Source organism: Taurinivorans muris (assembly GCF_025232395.1).
GTDB lineage: Bacteria > Desulfobacterota > Desulfovibrionia > Desulfovibrionales > Desulfovibrionaceae > Taurinivorans > Taurinivorans muris.
Map to the genome: position 1 here is coordinate 285,887 of NZ_CP065938.1, position 16,680 is coordinate 302,566.

Sequence of the window (16,680 nt, forward strand, 5' to 3'; positions counted from 1 at the left end):
GAGAAATACATGGCTGATTTTGGAGTAGAAAAAGCTGCGGAAGATTTGGCAAATGACTTTGTCAATGAAAAAATCACTTCCGCTCAGCTTCGTAAATTTTATAATGAATTTAAGGGGTTGGAAAGAAAATATCAAACGAAGATGCTCGCAAAAACATCTGATACTATTTCTAAGGATGATATATTGAATAGTATATTACCACAAATTAAAATAATGAAAGCAAAAGTTAGTTATGCTAAAAGCAGAAAAGTTGTTCCGCAAGTTTTTGAGGATTGGCTGAAAAAGTCTGTTGATGATATTAATTCTGCAAAGGAATTTGAAGCATTTCTTTTGCATTTTGAAGCCATTGTCGGTTATGCTTATGGTACTGGCAAATTGAAAGATTAATAAAAAAGGATATTATTATGAAATTAAATACGATAGTTACATTAAAAGGTGTTATTTGTCTTAAAACCGGTTTACACATTGGGGCAGGTAAAGATAATATTGAAATCGGCGGGCTTGATTTGCCTATAATGAAAAATCCACGAACAAAAGCTCCCTATATTCCTGGATCTTCCATAAAGGGAAAAATGCGCTCCATGCTTGAAGTAACGGGTCTTGCGGGCATAGAAGGAACAAAACCAATCGTTTCCATAAAAGGTGAACCTTGTGGTTGTGGTGAATGTTTAGTTTGTGACTTATTTGGTACCCATGCTGCGGCAACAGAATTGCAAAACAAAAAGCCTACCCGTTTATTGGTGCGTGATGCGGTTCTCACAGAGGATTTTCAGAAAAAATTTGAAAATGATGAACTTCCTATGGAAATTAAATATGAAAATATTATCAACCGTATTTCCGGTACTGCTGAACATCCCCGCCCGGTTGAACGTGTGCCTGCCGGCGTAAAATTTGAGTTTGAACTTGCGATAAAAGTTTTTGAAGGGGATAACGAAGAAAAATTTAAAGAAGTTGTCAGTAAGGGGTTAAAGTTAATTGAACTTGACGGACTTGGCGGACACACCTCAAGAGGAAGCGGACAAGTTAAATTTGAAAATCTGACTTTTAACGGAGAAACCTTTAATTTAGACCATGTAACATTTTAAGGTTTGCCATGAAAATTATTAAATACACCATAGAACCAACAAGTCCTTGGGTCTATTCTTTACGCTCCGATACCCTGCACGGGCTTATTGCATGCCAAGTCCGTGAATGGGAAGGAGAACAGGCCTGTAAGAATTTGCTGGCGAGTTTTTTGGATAATGAACCTTTGTTTACTTGTTCTTCTGCGTTTTCAAAGGGATTTTTGCCCGCTCCGGTTCTTGCCCCCATTTCCCGTCCTGTTTTTAAAAAGAATTTTGAGGGGAAAGAACTTTTTGGAAATAAAAACACGAAATTAGTCGACTGGCTGCAGGAATATAAAATTTTTAAAAAGAAAACCCTTATTCCTTATGCCGTTTGGCAAAAACAAAAAAATGCATTGAGTGCTTTAAAGTTGTTTTCCGCGTATATGGGAGATAAAGAGAATTTTATAAAGAATAAAAAAAGCGATAAAGAAAAATTCTCATGGGAAATACCGAATCAGATTTCAGGGACAGAATTGCATTTAACCATTAATCGGAATGAAAATAAACATCTTGACGGCAGCTATTTCAGCTCTTCGGTGAATTTTGCAAATCATGAACTTGATATTTATGTAAAAGCCTCCGATCATGCCTTATTTGAAAAATATTTTGGCATACTGGGAGAACTGGGCTTTGGGGCGGACAGCACACTGGGAAAAGGACGTTTTAAAATAAAAAACAAAGAAGATGTAAGTGACGTTTTTCATGAAAAGGGGGAATACGGGCTCAATCTTTCTGTTCTTTCCGCTGAAAATTTGGCAGGAATTGAAGGTTATTATAGAACCTTTACCAAAAAAGGAAAAACATGGGTTGCCAAGAGCCGGCACAGTCCGTTTAAAAAGCCGTTCATTGCTTTGGAAGAAGGAGCTGTCGTCAAAAATATCCCTTCGTCCTGTATCATAAAAAATATCAATGCGGACGATGATATTATTCAAATGTGCGGTGCATTGCTCATGCCCTGCACGCTGCCAGGAGAAACGCAATGATTTCATTACAAAATATTCATAATAATTTTGTGCCTGTCCGTCTGGAATTTTTATCTCCGGTGCATATTGGTTCCGGGGAAATGCTTTCTCCTTTGGAATATCAAATTTTTGAAGAACAATCAGGACAATATATTGTTTGTACCATTGATTTTGACGGCTGGATAAACAGCTTGACTCCAGATGAAGCAAAAGCCGTTGCATCAAAATTTTCTCTGTCAAATCAGACGCAAATTTGGGAATATCTGCGAAATACGATTGACAGAAACGTTTTTATAAAAACAAAAAGCAAGACAAACGAAGAAATACATCAGAAATATAAAGTCCGTTTGAAAGGAACAAATAAATCAGAGAATGAATTAGCCCCTGCTATTAGAAATGCCTATACGTCTGCAATAGTTATTCCTGGTTCATCAATAAAAGGGGCAATCCGTACTGCGATTATTGATTATTATGATAACGGCAGATTAATACAAGCGTATTTAACTGGAGCAAATAACAAAGAAAAAAGCAGAAACTATGAAGCAGAACTAAAACATTTGTTTGGTGACATTAAAGAAAATGCCTTTAAGCAATTAAAGGTTTCAGATTTTGAGTTATTGCCTGGGGAAAGCGAATTTGTACAAGCCGTGCAATATGCGAAAAACAATCCTGAAGAACGGTTGATGAACCCTGTTTGCGAAGTTGCGCCCATTTGGGCAAAACCAAAATACGGAAAGATTTATCTTGGCAGTTTTACAGCTCATGAATATGCAAAAAAACCTTTAGAAGATTGGACATTTGAAAATTTATGCAAGGTCTGCAATCAGTTTTATTTAAAACGTTTTAATGCAGAATATGAAAAATTTTATAAACTGCCTCATTTTGTGCAGGCTCGGAATTTCATTGACGGCATACGGAACAAGGTACAGACAGAAAATGCCCTTTTATTGCGTATAGGGCATTATTCCCATGTGGAATGCGTAACGGTTGAAAATGCCGCTCCTAAAACACGTCCAAATCCCAAGACCAAAAAGCCCATGCCTTGTGGCACGACACGGACGCTGGCAGACGGCAAATATCCTTTTGGCTGGGTTTTACTGCATAAATGCTCTGCGGAAGATGCCGAACAGGGAAAAATGCAGGAAGAACAAGCCAGACAGGAAATTATTGCCAATTTGCAGGCGAGAAAAGCATTATTTTTAACAGCAAAAAATACCGAATACGAAGCAAAGCAAAAACTGCTTTCAGCACAGCGTAAACAAGAAGAAGAACAAGCAAGAAAAGCTCGGGAAGAAGCGCTGCGCCTGCAAAAAGAACAAGAGCAAAAAGAGGCGGAAAAACTCGCCCGCAAACAGGCGGAACAAGCCCAAAAAGAAGCGGAAGAACAGCGTCTGGCAAGCCTTTCTCCGGAAGAACGCCTTGTTGAACTTGTTTTATTGAAAAAAGCAGGCAAAGAGGAAGTGTTAAAAGTTTATGAGCGTATTGACAACTTGGACAATAAAATTCAAATTGCAGAAGCAATAAGAGCATTTTGGCAAAAGGAGAAAATTTGGTCTGGTAAACTTAAAGAAAATCAAAAAATCCGTGTGGATAAAATAACGGCAATATTGCGTGCAAAATAGAATATGATGTAAGATAATTACTTGCACTGTAACAATAAATTATGTATATTCACAAAACACGGAAAAAGTATTTTTTGAAAAAATAGAAAATTTACAGGATATGTTGCAGTAATTTTTCTGCTTTTTAAATGCTGTTTTCAGTGTATTGATAACTATTTCAGATAGTTATTCTTTGACTTTTTAGTCCGACCTGATTTAAAGGGATAATAAAACATTGATCCTACAGTTCATGCATTGTCCGCATTTTTTAGTCCGACCTGATTTAAAGGGATAATAAAACGTTTGGTAACCGGACAAAAGGGTTTGTACATTTTTAGTCCGACCTGATTTAAAGGGATAATAAAACATTTTCCATTATTCACTCCGTGAGTTTTGATTTTTAGTCCGACCTGATTTAAAGGGATAATAAAACGCCCTCTTGACCAATGTGTTGATATTCCAATTTTTAGTCCGACCTGATTTAAAGGGATAATAAAACACATATATGCCGTTCACGCGGGTCGTAATCTTTTTAGTCCGACCTGATTTAAAGGGATAATAAAACGTCATTTCCGTATTCAACAACGCAAAACTTTTTTTAGTCCGACCTGATTTAAAGGGATAATAAAACCACGGCGTTTTGCACGTCGCGAAGTTCTTGTTTTTAGTCCGACCTGATTTGAAGGGATAATAAAACTATTGGAAATAAAAGGATAGTTCGGATCGCTTTTTAGTCCGACCTGATTTAAAGGGATAATAAAACCAATATGTTTCACAATATCATTTACCAACATTTTAGTCTGACCTGATTTAAAGGGGGAAAACACGGCAAAACCCGTGTCTTTTTTTTAAGCAATATTGCTTCTCTTTTTTTCTTTGAAAAATTTTGCATACTGTCTTTATGAGCTGTTGCTAAAAAAATTACAGAGAGGCATTTATGAAAAAATTAGTTTATGCATTTTTATTAATGGGGCTTATTAAACTGACTGGTTGTGCAACAATTATGAGTGACAACAAATCGGCAGTACAAATTAACACAAATCCCACAGAAACAATCTGTGAAGTAAAAGGAGAAAATTTTACCCAAACCTTAAACATTCCCGCCAATGTGACCATTCCGGCAAAAGCTTCCCCGGTTACCATTACCTGCACCAAGGAAGATTATTTTCCTGCCAGTGAAACCATTGAAACCAGTATAAATGGAATGATTTTCGGTAATATCATTTTTGGCGGTATTCCGGGAATTATTATTGATTTGGCAACGAAATCCGGTTTTGATTATCAGGATAATGTCGCTTTGCATTTATACAAGCGCCGTTTTACCAGTTTGGAAGAAAAAGATGCATACTATGCGGAGCTTGAAGAAAGGCTTAAAGCTGACGTTGACGGCAGAAAGAGGGATTTGAATGAACGCAAAAATCTTGATGACAGTGAATATAAGCGGGAACTGAAAAAAATAAATTCATATTACGAAAAGGAATTGGTTTTTCTTCATGAATGCAGGGATAATTCCGAAATAATTTCAGAGAAAAAAACGGCAGAAAAGTGATATACTTTATTCTTAAAATGTAATATAACGCAATAAATACCGTATGATAGGGAGAAATATCCATGGAAGAACAAATTCCGCACTTTAAAACCCATATTTGTTATGTTTCCGCTGAATCCATGCCCAATCTTTTGTTGTGTCTTGACCCTGCGTTGAAACCTGAAAAGGTCTACCTTCTTACAAGCAAGGAAATGGTGAATAACGGTAAATATGGTGTGTTGGCTCAAAACTTCAGAAACTTGGGAGTGCAGGTAGAAAGGAAGGAGCTTCAGGATATTTCTCTTTTTTCTTTGCAGCGTGTTATTGAAGATTTTATTAATGCTTTGCCTGATGAAGCGATGACAGAATTTGCTTTCAACATTACCTGCGGAACAAAGCTTATGACTATGGCGGCAGTAAGCGCCTGCAATCAGTGCATAGAAATGTTTTATGTTGATACTTCCAATAGCAAACTATTTTTATTGAAAGAAAAGAAAGAGTATGCATTGTCTAATTTTTGTAATGTTCAAACTATTCTTAATAGTTATGGTTTTAGAATTGTTAATAAGACGCAAACAAAACGTGAACATGGCAAAATAATACAAATTCTGTTAAATCAACGTATTGGCACGATTAAAATATTGAATGCTCTGTCTGCACGGGCAAAAGAAAGTAAAATTTCTAAAATTGAAAAGATGACACCAGAGTTAGATGAGTTGCTTGTAAAATGTGAAGAGGCAAAATTGCTTGAACGACAGGGGGATACGCTTATTTTTGCGGATGAGGACAGCCGTTCTTTCTGTAATGGAATTTGGCTTGAAGAATATGTTTATCAAACTTTGGCTCAATTGGAACTCAATAAGCAGATTGCGGATTATGAAGGAGCTGTTGAAATTATTTATGCTGACAGAGTTGTTTCCAATAGTGATGCCAAACCCGATAATGAGCTTGACGCACTTTTTGTACGCGAGAACATTTTGTATCTTGTTGAATGCAAAACCTGCAGAATGAATGACGATAAAAAATCAAGAGATATAATGTATAAGCTGGATTCCTTGCATAATAAGATTGGAGGCGTATTTGGCCGCGGTATTTTGATTAGTCTTGAATCTCTTTCTGAAAATGAAAGAAAGCATGCACAAAAGAACAATCTTATTGTAATAGATGATATTCAAAAAATTAAAAATTTACGCAAAGCACTTATAGAAATTTTTGAAAATGAAAAAAGAAAAAAATAAACAAAATGATATGGTTATATATAGTATAGGAGTGGAAGTGCCCATTACCCCGACAGAACCTCTGCCTTCCCTTCCTGTCATTCCTCACGGGGCTTTGGTTATTCTTGAAGGCAGAGCTCCTATTTGGCGATATGTCATGGCATTTCATGCTTTGCATGGTTTGGCGAGTGCTGTGGGGATTTATGACCCTAGGCTCGGAGTTGTTGTTGTCGCAAGCCATTCGACGGAGTATCGCGAGGGTGATATTCTTGATATACGGATATGATTTTGTAACTGACAATATTAGGGTTGTTGTTGGTATTGCATATTGATTATCATTTCAAATGAAATGGATGGCAATTTATCATAACGGGCTGTCGTAACCGAGTCTTTTATTTTAGACAACGCATTATGATTTAATTAGCTAACACCATTATGTTATTTAAAAATATGCTCTATGATGTATAAAATTTGTTTTTTATCCCAGATTTTTTCTGGAATAGGATCATTTTATCTTGTGGGAATTGTGAATCATTCTTCCAAAACAAAGTGTTCCGGGGAAATCTCTTTCAGTTTTGCATGATTGGGGATGAGGAAGTTTGTTTGCGGGGTAAAGGTTTTGTTTTTTTCTGTGATCGGATCAGGCTGCGGAATGGCGGATAACAGCATTTTCGTATAGGGGTGCATGGGAGAGTTGAAAAGCTCGTCCGCCGGAGCGACTTCCACAAGTTTTCCGGCATACAGTACGCCGACCCTGTCGCAAAGGTATTGCACCATGGATAAATCATGTGCGATGAAAAGCAAGGAAAAGTTTTTTTCTTTCCGCAGTTTCATGAAAAGGTTGATTATTTGGGCTTGCACTGAAACGTCCAAAGAGGAAACAGGCTCGTCAGCGATAATAAGTTCAGGCTCTAGGGCAAGGCTTCTTGCAATGCAGACACGCTGTTTTTGTCCGCCGGAAAGTTCGGCAGGGATTTTTTGCAAAAATGAGCTGTCCATTCCAACGCTTTCAAGAAGTTCGGCAATTTTTTTTTGCCGTTCTTTCTTGTTTGGAAAAAGTTTATGGATAATAAAGGGTTCCGCCATGCAGTCTTCTATATTCATGCGGGGATTGAGAGAAACGGAGGAATCTTGAAAAATGATTTGCAAAGAGCGTTGTATTGTTTTTTTGAGTTCTTTTTCTATGCGGGATTTTGAGATACACTGATTTTTATAGAAAATTTCTCCTTTACTGGGCTTATGTATTCCCATTACCGCTTTTGCGAGTGTGGATTTTCCGCAGCCCGATTCGCCCACCAATCCGAAAATTTCTCCGGGATAAATATCAAGATTGATATTGTGCAGGGCATGGATATGGTGCAGTTTTCCGACAGGAAAAATTTGGTGATATTCGCGTATTGAGAGCAGAGGTATTTTTTTCATAATTTTTTAAGCGAAGTTTTTTGTATGAACTGCGGCGGGGCGATGTGCGGGGCACGTTCATCCAAAAGCCATGTTGCCGCGGCATGGGTGTCGGAAAGGGAAAACATGGGAGGATGGCATGTATAATCAACAGCCAAAGCATATTCGTTGCGGTAAGCGAAAGCGTCGCCTTTCGGGGGATTGATAAGAGAGGGAGGCATGCCCTGAATGGGGTTCAGTTTGCTTTTTGGCGCTGTTAATGAAGGCAAAGCGCCAAGCAAAGCCCATGTATAGGGGTGTCTCGCCTGATAAAAAATTTCTTGGGCGGTGCCTGTTTCAATAATTTTTCCGGCATACATAATGGCGACTTTATCCGCTATTTTTGCAACAACGCCAAGGTCATGGGTGACAATAACAATGGCGATGCCCGTTTTTTTCTGAATATCTTTTAACAAGTCGAGCATACGCGCCTGCACGGTAACATCAAGGGCGGTGGTCGGTTCGTCCGCAAAAAGAATTTTCGGGGAAAGGGCGAGAGCTATGGCAAGCACACAGCGCTGGCGCATGCCGCCCGAAAAAAAGTGCGGCTGCTGCCAAATACGGACTTTTGCATTGTCAATGCCCACAAGCTCCAAAAGTTCAACAGCGCGGTCCATGGCTTTTTGTTTGGACATTTTTTTGTGCCGCAAAAGAGCTTCCGTGATTTGTTTTCCAATAGGCACCACAGGATTGAGAGCTGACATGGGGTCTTGGAATATCATGCCGAAATTTGCGCCGCGGATTTTGCACATTTCACGTTCGCCAAGTTTTGGAATATCGTATCCGTTTGTCAGGATTTGTCCTTGGATTTTCGCGTTGTCAGGCAATATTCTCATAACGGAACGGCATAAGACGGATTTCCCGCAGCCGGATTCCCCGACAATGGCGAGGGTTTCCCCCTCATTGATATTAAGGGAAATATCCCGGACAGCATGGACGGTGCCGGCATTCGTCGTAAAAGAAACAGAAAGGTTTTTGATTGAAAGAATTTGTTTCATATTCATTTTGTAAACGGCATGAACGTTCCATGCCGTTTGGTTTTTGTGTTTTTAATCGGTTAGCGTCCAGTCTTCGATATTCCACATGACTCCGACGGCATGGTGTCCGAGTACCCGTTCCGTGTCCAAACCGCTTAAACGTTCCGTGCTTACATAATTGCCATGCAGATAGGCAATGAGCAAATGTCCCGGAGCTTTGGCATAGGCTTCCTCAAACGTTCGGTAAATTGTTTTCCTTTCTTCTTTGTCCGCTGTGACGCGTCCTTGTTTGAGCAATTTGTCGATTTCCGCGTTGGAGTAGTGCATGGTGTTGTCGCTTGCGCCTGTTACGAAATCCTTATATATGCCGTCAGGGTCAAATTGTACGGCAAAGCCTGCCAAAAAACCGTTATAATCGGCTTTCCAGTCAAAGCGGGTGACAAGGGCGATACGCATGTCAACACCGGCGTTTTGCAGCTGGCGGGCTGTGATATTTGCAATATCGATGCGTTCTTCTTCGTAGTCACGGACTTGGATGGTAAAGGAAAATTTTTGTCCGTTCCGCTCATATATGCCCTGTGCATTTTTTTTCCAGCCGAGTTTCGCCATTTCTTCTGCGAATTTTTCCGGGTCATAAGGATAAATATCCGCTTTTTTATTTCCGCCGTAAGCATTAAGCTGGATAGGGCTGTAAGCGGGAATGCCTTGTTTGTTGAGAACGCTGTTAATAATGGCTTGTTTGTCCACCGCATAATTTAAAATGCCGATGGAGTCCGCATTGTTTTTCCAAAATTCACTTCTGAAATCCATGGAAACGGAACGGTAGTCGGCAGTAGTGAAATCAATGTTTTTGAACCCTTGCTTTCCGCGGAAGTTTTCCGCATAATTTGCGTTGAGCCATGCGAGGTCTGCTTCCCCCGCTTGAAGCATAAGGGCTTTTGTGCTTTCAACTGCAACGGTTTTATAGATAACTCTTTCAATATTGGGGACTTTGCCGTAATAATTTTCATTGCGTTCCAAAATAATCATGCCTCCCGCCGTATCCCATTCGATAAATTTATAGCGTCCTGTGCCGATTGGGTGATGGTTTGCAGGGGCGGTGTTGATGTCCTTGCCTTCAAACAAGTGTTTGGGAATAATGCCGATTGTGAAATTGCCAAGCATGGCGGCATTATAGCGTTTCATTTTTATTTCAAGAAGCTGCGGAGCCGGAGAGCTTACGGACGCGATATCTTCATAATTGCTTAAAATGGAAGACGTTAAATTTTCATCTTTTGTCAAGGCATTGTAGGTGAAAATGATGTCTTCAAGACTGAAAGGGGTTCCGTCGTGCCATGTTACGCCTTCACGGATTTTAAAGGTGTAAGTCATGCTTTTTTCATCGTACCGGAAAGATTCCGCAAGGTCGGGAATGGCATTTCCTTTGCCGTCGTATTTGAGCAAACCGGAAAAAATAATGGTGGGCAGTTCTTGGTGTTCGTTCAGAATGGGATTGATAGTATCTTCGTTTTCGCCGGCGTAAACAAGCGTGTTTGCCGTGTCCTGCGCAAAAGCGTTTTGGGCGGCGGCACTTGGCATAAAGCAAAGCGCGATGAGAAACAGAGCAGGAATTTTGAGTTTTTGAAACAGGTTTTTCATGAACGGAATTTTCATGGAAACGCTCCTTTGTTGTGTTATAAGTTGCTGAAACCTTTGCAATTTTCTTGTCTGAAACTGTGTCCGATTTGTGTGATGCAAAAAAGTGTCACGATTAAGAATAAGCCCGGGAACAAAATGACCCACCATGTATTCAAGAGCAAAGCCCGGTTGGAAAGAGCAAGCATGCTGCCTAAGGAAAGTTCTTCCGGAGGCAGACCGAGCCCTAAAAAGCTGAGCGTCGCTTCCATTGCCATATTGACACTGACCGAGGAAATCACAATGAACATAACGGCTGAAATGACATTTGGTATTAAATGCTTACGCATTATCCAAAAAAAGGAAGCGCCTGTGTGCCGTGAATATACGATATATTCACTGTTGCGTATTTGGCGGATTTCCGCCCGCACGATACGGGCTAAGGCGAACCAGCTTGTTATGCCGATAATTACGGAAATGGAAAATACACTTTGCTTTTCCCGTAAGGAAAGGAGCAGCAAAAGGGTGAGCAAAACAGGAATGCTTTGAAAAAGTTCTGCGATTCTCATCATGATTGTATCAATCAAAGAAGAAGCACAGCCGGAAATGCAGCCATACGTGATGCCGATAACCGTTGCGATGAAACTGCTTGCAATGCCGATAAGAAGCGAGGTTCTGCCCCCGTTCCAAAGCACGGAAAAAATATCGCGGCCCAAAGAATCCGTGCCAAACCAAAATTCTTTGTTCGGCGCTTCATTCAAGTGGGAAAGATAGAATTGTGCGGGATCGTGGTTGACAAACAAATGGGAGAAAAAACAGGCGAGAATGACAGCGCATAACAATACCGCCGAAAAGAAGGGAAATGTGCTGTCCCTCCTTTTCTTCGGCGTGATTTCTTGAGGTTCTTGCTGATAATTCGCACCCACAAGTTTAAAATCTTCTTTTGTAAGGGAAGGCTCGGATATTGCTGGAAATTGGTTTTGTTGTGCGGTATTTTTCATAGTGTGATGATATCCGTGTTTTTCATTCTCGGGTCGATATGTTCGTTGACGTATTGGGCGATGAAACTGCTGATGATTATGAGAAACCCGGTAATGAGAACAATGAGCATCAGCAAATTGTAATCGTGGTATTTGGCTGAAGAAACAGCCAGTAAGCCAATGCCAGGGTAGTTGAAAACGGTTTCGACGACATAGGTCCCGCTGATGAGGTGAGGAACGGAAACAGCCATGATATTGATTATCGTGGGCATCACGTTACGCAAACAATGTTTTGTCAGCACTTGCATTTTGCCCAATCCTTTCGCTCTTGCCAACAAAACGTAATCTTTGCGGGTTTCGTCCAAAAGCTTGTTGCGTATCATATAGGCGTAATACCAAAAATGGCTGATAATCATTATGCTGACAGGCAGAACAAGGTGAGCGGCACGGTTGAGCGGACTGTTCGCTTTTCCAAAATCATAGGCGCCGCTTGCGGGCAGCCATTTCAGGTTTATACTGAAAATCAACACAAAAACGACCCCTAGCCAAAAAGCGGGCGTATAAAAAGCCATTGTGCCTATTTTACAAATGATTTTGTCAATCCACTTGTTTTCAAACCTTGCGCAGACAAGCGCCAACCCTATGGCGAGAGAGAAAACAAGAACATAGGAAATAACGCCGAGAATAAGCGTATTTTTCAGAAGCGGCAGAACAATTTCAAGCACGGGTCTTTTATAGCGTAAGGAAATACCGAAATTTCCTCGCAGCGTTTGTTCTGTCCATTTGACAAACTGCACCCAGATACTGTCGTTCAAGCCAAGCCGTACGCGGGCGGCGTCAAGCTGTTCCTGGGTCATGCTTTGCACGGCGTCCCCGTAAAAAGACTGCAAAGGGTCTCCGGGGGTGAGGCGTGAAATGTAAAAAACAAGAAGCGCCAAAATGAAAAGCATGGCGGCAAGCTGAAAACAAAGTTTCATTCCGGCGCAGGCGGCGGAAAAGGATTTATGGCGTATGAGTGCATGCTTCATCATATACTTCTTTCGTGTTACGAAAATAAAAAACGTAACACCATACCTAACAAAGGCGTTGTCCTCTGTCAAGCCGGAAATGAAAAAAATTCCCCGTGATTTTTCGTGCAAATTTTAATTGAATGGTTTTGCAATGTTAGCTTGATAATTTTGCATTCGGTATAATTTCCATTTGGAAACAATTATTCATTGTAAAAAAAACGGATATTGTATACCATGGCGATATTCCATTTCGTTTGCGGATAAGGGTATGAATAATCAGCAAAAACAAAACGGCTTTGTTCCGCCTCATTCCGGGGCGGACCGTCCCTCCTTGCCGGATGTTTTGGCACACAGTGCGTTGCAGCGCGCGGTATGTGCCGTTTCCCGGCAATGCGAGAGAATTTATTGTATAGACGCAACAGCAGGAAACGGGCATGACACGTGTTTTTTGGCAGGACTTGGCAAGGCTTTGCAGCAGGATGTCCGTGTGCTTGCTTGCGATGTGCAGGAACAGGCGCTCGTCAATACCGCTGAACGTTTGAAGCAATGCGGACTGGAAGCGGAACTCATTCTTTGTGGGCATGAAAAAATTCTTGAATATTTGCCTCAAGATGTTCTTTTGGCAGGGGCGGTTTTTAATCTCGGTTATCTTCCCGGAAAAGAGCGGAAAGAAAATTTTGTCGCTACAAAAGCGGAAACAAGCCTTGAGGCTTTGGAAAAAATTTGCATGCGTCTTGTTCCTCAGGGCTGTATCAGTGTGCATTGTTATACGGGGCATAAAGGAGGGCTTGAGGAATACCGGGCGGTTTCAGGTTTTGTTTCAAGGCTTGAACCGAAGCTCTGGCGCGTTCTTTGTGTTTCCGATATGAACAGGGAACATTATTTGGAGTATCTTTTCGTATTGGAAAAATTACAAATAAGGAAAAGGGGAAACCATGATCAAAGTAATTGCAAAAAATTTATTTAAACAAGGAAGCATTGAAAACGCTCTTTCATTATATGAAGAGTTGGTTGAAAAATCACGTGCCGAAAAAGGCTGTCTTTCTTATGAGTTATTTCAGGATATCGAAAATCCGTGTATTTTGACCATGCTTGAAACTTGGGAAAGCAAAGAATATTTGAAAGCGCATTCCGAATCGGAGCATTTTAAAAGAATTGTGCCGCAACTCGGGAAAATGCGGGAACAACATGAAATAAATGTGTATGCAAAAATTTTGTAGGCAGTTTTTATGACAGGTTAAGGAGAGAAATTTATTTGCCTGATTGACAAAAACATTTTTTTGGGTTATCATGTCTGAAATAAATTTTTGGAGTTTGTATGGAAGTTCAAAATAAAATCGGCATATACAATCAAAAACTCAAGCAAATTGTGGAACGGAACACTCCGGGGGACGGTATTTTTCAAACTGCTGTCCCAAGTTTATTTTTTGTGCGGAAAAAACAAATAAACCAAACAGATAAATGTTTCGTAAAACCTCATGTTTCCGTTGTGTTGCAAGGACATAAAATTTCCATACTCGGTAATCAGGAATATCATTTGGAAAAAAATAAATGCATTGTTTCCGGTGTTGACGCAAAAAGTTCTTCAAATTTTCTTGTCAAAGAACCTTATGAGGAATTTCTTTCGCTTTTTTTCTATCTTGACAGGAAAATGCTGTCGGAACTCATTCTTGAAATGGAAAAGCACAATATTCCTTATGCGCCTTCAAAATTCGGTTTTTCTGTCGGTGATGTCGATGTTGAAATTTTGGAATGTCTGTACCGCTTGGCTGAACTTGTGGATAAACCCGATCAAATCAGTCTGCGGGCGCCGATGATTTTGCGAGAATTGCATTATTTGGTGCTTATCGGAAAACAGGGCGGGGTGTTATATGGTTTATACGCCCAAGGCTCTGATAAGAACAATGTCATACAGGCGATTTCCTTTTTAAAAGAAAATGTGGCAGAACCTTTGATTGTTGAAGACCTTGCTAAAAAAGTGCATATGTCCGTTTCGAGCCTGTACCGTCACTTTAAGGATGTCACAGGTTCAAGTCCCCTGCAGTATCAAAAGCAGCTTCGGTTATACGAAGCGCAGCGCCTTATGTTTATGGAAAATGAAAAAGCTTCGGTGGCGGCGCTGCGTGTCGGATATGAAAGTGTAACGCAGTTCAATAGGGAATATAAGCGGATGTTCGGCGAACCGCCCCACAGGGATATGACAAAACGGAAAAATTCTTTTTGGGGATAATGAAAAGCTTCGAGTTTTGCTCGAAGCTTTTTTTGTGTCATTGCGCGATATTAATTGTTTTAAGCCATGTTTGAACGTCTTGTTTTGCATTTGCGCTTCTTGAGCCGCGGGTTTCAAAACCGTCAAGAAGGACTGCATCGGGGCAAAGGGTTTGCAAGTCGCGCAGGCTTTGTCCAAAACGGCTGCCCTCATGGGTTGTGAATGGAACAATGGTTTTTCCGCTGCAATTTATCTGTTCGAAAAATGTGAACAGAGGCATGGGCATTGTTCCCCACCAGCTTGGATAACCGACAAAAATAGTTTGATAGTTACCGGTATTTGGAATTGTTCCTGCGAGTTCCGGACGGAAATGATTATTTTTTTCTTCTCTTGCGAGGTTGACAAGTGTATCATAATCTGTTGGGTAAGGCTTTGCAGGTTTAACTTCGAAACTGTCGCAGTTTAATGTTTCCTGAATGAATTGTGCAATTTTTTTTGTGTTTCCTGAATGGGAAAAATACACAATCAGGGATTTCGGGGTTGTATTTGCCGAAGCGAATGTTTTTGTGGACATAAAGGGGATAGCTCCTCCGATGCCTGCAGCGGCACCTAATGATAAAAGTTTGCAAAATGTTCTTCTTGATAGCGTGTGTAATTTCATATTGTTTCCTCCTTGTAATTTTCAAAATATTATCCATGATTGTAAAATACATTGGCTTGGCTGTATTTTATAGATACGATTGTTGCAAAAAATTGCCTGATTTTTTCTTTTATGAATTAATATTGGTGCGCATGGTAATTTTAGGCAATTTTTTTGGAAAAATATTCATTTTATTTTCAGGATGTTTTGATATGTTATGATTATACACTGAAATCATGCAAGGAGTGATGCGTAATGAAAGTTTTAAATGCTATTGCGATAACTTTGGTTTGCATAGGTATGCTAGGAGTGAACATGAAAGCGCAGGCAAGTGAAGATGTGTTGACAGCTAAGGAAAAGTCCATGATCAGCATTTCCGCTCTCACGGCAAAAGGAAATTTGCGGGATTTGGAAAAAGCATTGGAACAAGGATTGAAAAATGGCTTGACTGTCAATGAAATCAAAGAATTATTGGTTCAAGTTTATGCGTATGCAGGGTTTCCGAGAAGTTTGAATGGCTTGGCGGCTTTTTCCGCTGTTCTTGAAAAGAGAAAAGCGCAAGGAATAAACGATGTTATCGGTAAAACGGCAAGCCCCGTGCCCGCAAATCAAACAAGCTTGGAATTCGGTACGGCAAATCAGACGAAACTTTTCGGACGGGAAGTAAAAGGGGGGCTTTATGATTTTGCACCGCAAATCGACCAGTATTTGAAAGCGCACTTATTCGGCGATATTTTTCAGCGTGATGTTTTGACATGGAAAGACAGGGAACTGATTACCGTTGCCATTCTCGCAGGGATTGATGATGTTGATCCGCAGCTTCAAGCCCATTTGGCAACCTGTGTGAAAGTCGGCTGGACTCATGAACAGCTTTTTGAATATGCCGATGTGATTGGCGGCTGTTTAGGTAAAAAATACGGCAGCAATGCCAAAAAGCAAATTGGAATTGTTTTAAAACAAGCAGCTGTTTCCAGAGAGGAAGAAATGAATAATCTTGACATACCGTTCGGCTTGGGGGAATTCAATAAAGCTTACGCGCAATATTTCAAGGGCAACAGCTACTTGAATATGCTTACAAAAGAGCAAGTTGCCGTTGCTAACGTGACTTTCGAACCTGCCTGCCGCAATAATTGGCATATTCACCATGCGGAGCAAGGAGGCGGGCAAATTCTTCTCTGCACGTTCGGCGAGGGTTGGTATCAGGAATGGGGAAAAGAAGCTCGCTCTTTGAAAGCCGGCGATGTTGTGAACATTCCTGCCGGCGTGAAGCATTGGCACGGGGCGAAGAAAGACAGTTGGTTCACGCACATCGCCATTGAGGTTCCTGCAAAAAATGGCTCAAATGAATGGCTTGAACCGGTTTCCGACGAAGACTACCTGAATTTGCATAAGTAAT

General features: G+C 40.5%; 17 protein-coding genes and 1 CRISPR repeat array. Of the genes, 11 read left to right on the forward strand and 6 right to left on the reverse strand.

The window, feature by feature from the left end; all coding sequences use genetic code 11:
* The first annotated feature begins 9 nt into the window (after nucleotides 1-9).
* The 7 genes from csm2 (at nucleotide 10) to crn3 (ending at nucleotide 6,700) form a co-directional block, all read left to right on the forward strand.
* Entirely contained in the window at nucleotides 10-387 is a 378-nt protein-coding gene (gene csm2, locus JBF11_RS01255) for a type III-A CRISPR-associated protein Csm2 (protein ID WP_334315576.1), read from the forward strand.
* A gap of 17 nt (nucleotides 388-404) precedes the next feature.
* Entirely contained in the window at nucleotides 405-1,085 is a 681-nt protein-coding gene (gene csm3 / locus JBF11_RS01260; protein ID WP_334315577.1) for a type III-A CRISPR-associated RAMP protein Csm3, read from the forward strand.
* 8 nt (nucleotides 1,086-1,093) lie between these two features.
* Nucleotides 1,094-2,089 carry a type III-A CRISPR-associated RAMP protein Csm4 gene (csm4, locus tag JBF11_RS01265; protein WP_334315578.1) on the forward strand — a complete coding sequence of 332 codons (996 nt, stop codon included), beginning with the start codon at nucleotides 1,094-1,096 and terminating at the stop codon, nucleotides 2,087-2,089.
* Nucleotides 2,086-3,690: a type III-A CRISPR-associated RAMP protein Csm5 gene (gene csm5, locus JBF11_RS01270; RefSeq protein WP_334315579.1), complete on the forward strand. Its 1,605-nt coding sequence runs from the start codon at nucleotides 2,086-2,088 to the stop codon at nucleotides 3,688-3,690. Before csm4 ends, csm5 begins: the two co-directional genes overlap by 4 nt.
* A gap of 177 nt (nucleotides 3,691-3,867) precedes the next feature.
* Nucleotides 3,868-4,432: direct repeats of the CRISPR family, unit length 36 nt; unit sequence TTTTTAGTCCGACCTGATTTAAAGGGATAATAAAAC.
* Nucleotides 4,433-4,606: 174 nt separating this feature from the next.
* The gene (locus tag JBF11_RS01275) at nucleotides 4,607-5,218 is read left to right on the forward strand and encodes a hypothetical protein (RefSeq protein ID WP_334315580.1); all 612 of its coding nucleotides are present in this window, start codon (nucleotides 4,607-4,609) and stop codon (nucleotides 5,216-5,218) included.
* Nucleotides 5,219-5,280: 62 nt separating this feature from the next.
* Nucleotides 5,281-6,435 (forward strand): Card1-like endonuclease domain-containing protein, encoded by a 1,155-nt coding sequence (locus JBF11_RS01280; RefSeq protein ID WP_334315581.1) that lies wholly within the window; start codon nucleotides 5,281-5,283, stop codon nucleotides 6,433-6,435.
* Between the two features lie 10 nt (nucleotides 6,436-6,445).
* Nucleotides 6,446-6,700, forward strand: coding sequence for a CRISPR-associated ring nuclease Crn3/Csx3 (gene crn3 / locus JBF11_RS01285; RefSeq protein ID WP_334315582.1), 255 nt, complete (start codon nucleotides 6,446-6,448; stop codon nucleotides 6,698-6,700).
* 245 nt (nucleotides 6,701-6,945) lie between these two features.
* On the opposite strand, the gene JBF11_RS01290 is transcribed toward crn3, so the two are convergent.
* Genes JBF11_RS01290 through JBF11_RS01310 form a run of 5 tightly spaced genes read right to left on the reverse strand, consistent with a single transcriptional unit; the run spans nucleotide 6,946 to nucleotide 12,456 of the window.
* Nucleotides 6,946-7,836 (reverse strand): ATP-binding cassette domain-containing protein, encoded by an 891-nt coding sequence (locus JBF11_RS01290; protein WP_334315583.1) that lies wholly within the window; start codon nucleotides 7,834-7,836, stop codon nucleotides 6,946-6,948.
* The gene (locus JBF11_RS01295; RefSeq protein ID WP_334315584.1) at nucleotides 7,833-8,852 is read right to left on the reverse strand and encodes an ABC transporter ATP-binding protein; all 1,020 of its coding nucleotides are present in this window, start codon (nucleotides 8,850-8,852) and stop codon (nucleotides 7,833-7,835) included. The genes JBF11_RS01290 and JBF11_RS01295 overlap by 4 nt, the downstream gene beginning before the upstream one ends.
* A 51-nt stretch (nucleotides 8,853-8,903) precedes the next feature.
* Nucleotides 8,904-10,484 (reverse strand): ABC transporter substrate-binding protein, encoded by a 1,581-nt coding sequence (locus JBF11_RS01300; RefSeq protein WP_334315585.1) that lies wholly within the window; start codon nucleotides 10,482-10,484, stop codon nucleotides 8,904-8,906.
* 20 nt (nucleotides 10,485-10,504) lie between these two features.
* Nucleotides 10,505-11,446 carry an ABC transporter permease gene (locus JBF11_RS01305; RefSeq protein ID WP_334315586.1) on the reverse strand — a complete coding sequence of 314 codons (942 nt, stop codon included), beginning with the start codon at nucleotides 11,444-11,446 and terminating at the stop codon, nucleotides 10,505-10,507.
* Nucleotides 11,443-12,456 carry an ABC transporter permease gene (locus JBF11_RS01310; RefSeq protein ID WP_334315587.1) on the reverse strand — a complete coding sequence of 338 codons (1,014 nt, stop codon included), beginning with the start codon at nucleotides 12,454-12,456 and terminating at the stop codon, nucleotides 11,443-11,445. The genes JBF11_RS01305 and JBF11_RS01310 overlap by 4 nt, the downstream gene beginning before the upstream one ends.
* A gap of 247 nt (nucleotides 12,457-12,703) precedes the next feature.
* Between JBF11_RS01310 and mnmM the strand changes: the two genes are divergently transcribed.
* The 3 genes from mnmM (at nucleotide 12,704) to JBF11_RS01325 (ending at nucleotide 14,665) form a co-directional block, all read left to right on the forward strand.
* The gene (gene mnmM, locus JBF11_RS01315; protein ID WP_334315588.1) at nucleotides 12,704-13,402 is read left to right on the forward strand and encodes a tRNA 5-(aminomethyl)-2-thiouridylate-methyltransferase MnmM; all 699 of its coding nucleotides are present in this window, start codon (nucleotides 12,704-12,706) and stop codon (nucleotides 13,400-13,402) included.
* The gene (locus JBF11_RS01320; protein WP_334315589.1) at nucleotides 13,371-13,655 is read left to right on the forward strand and encodes a putative quinol monooxygenase; all 285 of its coding nucleotides are present in this window, start codon (nucleotides 13,371-13,373) and stop codon (nucleotides 13,653-13,655) included. Before mnmM ends, JBF11_RS01320 begins: the two co-directional genes overlap by 32 nt.
* Before the next feature lie 98 nt (nucleotides 13,656-13,753).
* Entirely contained in the window at nucleotides 13,754-14,665 is a 912-nt protein-coding gene (locus JBF11_RS01325) for an AraC family transcriptional regulator (protein ID WP_334315590.1), read from the forward strand.
* Nucleotides 14,666-14,702: 37 nt separating this feature from the next.
* On the opposite strand, the gene JBF11_RS01330 is transcribed toward JBF11_RS01325, so the two are convergent.
* Complete coding sequence (locus JBF11_RS01330) at nucleotides 14,703-15,218, reverse strand: flavodoxin (protein WP_334315591.1); 516 nt, start codon at nucleotides 15,216-15,218, stop codon at nucleotides 14,703-14,705.
* Nucleotides 15,219-15,539: 321 nt separating this feature from the next.
* Here JBF11_RS01330 and JBF11_RS10165 point away from each other — a divergent pair, with 321 nt between their 5' ends.
* A complete protein-coding gene (locus tag JBF11_RS10165; protein WP_334315592.1) occupies nucleotides 15,540-16,679 on the forward strand; it encodes a carboxymuconolactone decarboxylase family protein in 1,140 nt (379 codons plus the stop codon).
* Nucleotide 16,680 lies beyond the last annotated feature (1 nt).

Coding starts and splice junctions, on each gene's coding strand:
- JBF11_RS10165 (WP_334315592.1), top strand. CDS start 15,540: ATGAAAGTTTTAAATGCTATTGCGATAACTTTGGTTTGCATAGGTATG.
- JBF11_RS01305 (WP_334315586.1), bottom strand. CDS start 11,446: ATGAAAAATACCGCACAACAAAACCAATTTCCAGCAATATCCGAGCCT.
- JBF11_RS01325 (WP_334315590.1), top strand. CDS start 13,754: ATGGAAGTTCAAAATAAAATCGGCATATACAATCAAAAACTCAAGCAA.
- csm2 (WP_334315576.1), top strand. CDS start 10: ATGGCTGATTTTGGAGTAGAAAAAGCTGCGGAAGATTTGGCAAATGAC.
- JBF11_RS01320 (WP_334315589.1), top strand. CDS start 13,371: ATGATCAAAGTAATTGCAAAAAATTTATTTAAACAAGGAAGCATTGAA.
- csm4 (WP_334315578.1), top strand. CDS start 1,094: ATGAAAATTATTAAATACACCATAGAACCAACAAGTCCTTGGGTCTAT.
- csm3 (WP_334315577.1), top strand. CDS start 405: ATGAAATTAAATACGATAGTTACATTAAAAGGTGTTATTTGTCTTAAA.
- mnmM (WP_334315588.1), top strand. CDS start 12,704: ATGAATAATCAGCAAAAACAAAACGGCTTTGTTCCGCCTCATTCCGGG.
- crn3 (WP_334315582.1), top strand. CDS start 6,446: ATGGTTATATATAGTATAGGAGTGGAAGTGCCCATTACCCCGACAGAA.
- csm5 (WP_334315579.1), top strand. CDS start 2,086: ATGATTTCATTACAAAATATTCATAATAATTTTGTGCCTGTCCGTCTG.
- JBF11_RS01310 (WP_334315587.1), bottom strand. CDS start 12,456: ATGATGAAGCATGCACTCATACGCCATAAATCCTTTTCCGCCGCCTGC.
- JBF11_RS01290 (WP_334315583.1), bottom strand. CDS start 7,836: ATGAAAAAAATACCTCTGCTCTCAATACGCGAATATCACCAAATTTTT.
- JBF11_RS01295 (WP_334315584.1), bottom strand. CDS start 8,852: ATGAAACAAATTCTTTCAATCAAAAACCTTTCTGTTTCTTTTACGACG.
- JBF11_RS01300 (WP_334315585.1), bottom strand. CDS start 10,484: ATGAAAATTCCGTTCATGAAAAACCTGTTTCAAAAACTCAAAATTCCT.
- JBF11_RS01280 (WP_334315581.1), top strand. CDS start 5,281: ATGGAAGAACAAATTCCGCACTTTAAAACCCATATTTGTTATGTTTCC.
- JBF11_RS01275 (WP_334315580.1), top strand. CDS start 4,607: ATGAAAAAATTAGTTTATGCATTTTTATTAATGGGGCTTATTAAACTG.
- JBF11_RS01330 (WP_334315591.1), bottom strand. CDS start 15,218: ATGTCCACAAAAACATTCGCTTCGGCAAATACAACCCCGAAATCCCTG.